The sequence below is a fragment of the Kitasatospora sp. NPDC057542 genome (assembly GCF_042801945.1).
Lineage (GTDB): Bacteria > Actinomycetota > Actinomycetes > Streptomycetales > Streptomycetaceae > Kitasatospora.
The window spans coordinates 1-1052 of sequence record NZ_JBHVFE010000864.1 but is presented as its reverse complement, the minus strand read 5'-3'; the positions used below and the strand labels follow the sequence as shown (position 1 = coordinate 1052).

1 protein-coding gene and 1 pseudogene are annotated in these 1052 nt (G+C 75.5%); both read left to right on the top strand.

The features are described from left to right. Positions 1–166: 166 nt before the first annotated feature. On the top strand, positions 167–613 hold the full coding sequence (locus ACFU7Y_RS44175) for a DUF4442 domain-containing protein (protein ID WP_224285344.1): 447 nt from the start codon (positions 167–169) through the stop codon (positions 611–613). Positions 614–723: 110 nt separating this feature from the next. Then, positions 724–1052, top strand: a pseudogene (locus ACFU7Y_RS44170) (hypothetical protein); the annotation flags it as partial.

Here is a 1052-nt window from a genome sequence, read left to right as displayed (position 1 = left end):
CTCTTCAAGAGATCGGCCCCTCGGGCGTTTTCGCGCTCCCTCAGTCGTGCACGGCCTCAGTTGCGCACTCCCGCACCGGTATGTGCGCTCCCTCACACGCGCCCGCCGGGCCGGCTTTCCGCCCTCCCCCTGCCGCCGGAAGCTACTGGCTAGTAACATCGTCGCCATGACCACACCTACGATCGGCCAGATGCTCGACTCCACCGTGCCGATGGCGCACACCCTGAAGCTGGAGTACCTGGAGACCACCCCGGAGCGCGCCGTGCTCCGGCTGCCGGACCAGCCCGCGTACCACAACCACGTCGGCGGCCCGCACGCCGGCGCGATGTTCACGCTGGCCGAGTCCGCCAGCGGCTGCATCGTGCTCGCCGCCTTCGGCGACCAGCTGTCCCGGGCCGTGCCGCTCGCCGTGAACGCCGAGATCGCGTACAAGAAGCTCGCCATGGGCGTCGTCACCGCCACTGCCGTGCTCGGCCGCCCGGCCGCCGAGGTCGTCGCCGAGCTGGACGCCGGCGGCCGCCCCGAGTTCCCGGTCACCGTCGAGATCACCCGCGCCGACGGCGCCGTCACCGGAGTGATGACGGTCACCTGGACCCTGCGCCCCAACTCCTGACCGCCACACGGTCGGTGGCCCCGGGAGCGCCGGCCCCGGGGCCACCCGCACGATGACTGTCCGTGACGGCAGGCGTGACCTCACCGCCCGTCCGCTCGTTCTCGACTCACGTGCGAGCCAATCACGCGACCAAGCCCCAGGAACCCGCCCCCCGCGGCGTCGCCGGAGCCCGCCGCGGGATCGCCCGGTGGCTGCCCCGCCCCCGCTCCGTCGCGGCCGCCGGGGCCCTGCTCGCACAGCTCTGGGGCTTCGGCGCCCCCGGGGCGTACGCGGCCGCCGCCGACCCGCCGCCGGGGCCGGCCCGACCCGCCGTCCGCCGCGCGCTGCACGGCGCGCTGGCGCTCGACCGGCCGGTGCTCGGCGGGCCCGCCCTCGACGGACAGTCAGCCGAACGTCCCGTCGGGTCCGGGTTGTCGGCGGGCGCCCCGCCGGCCGGCTC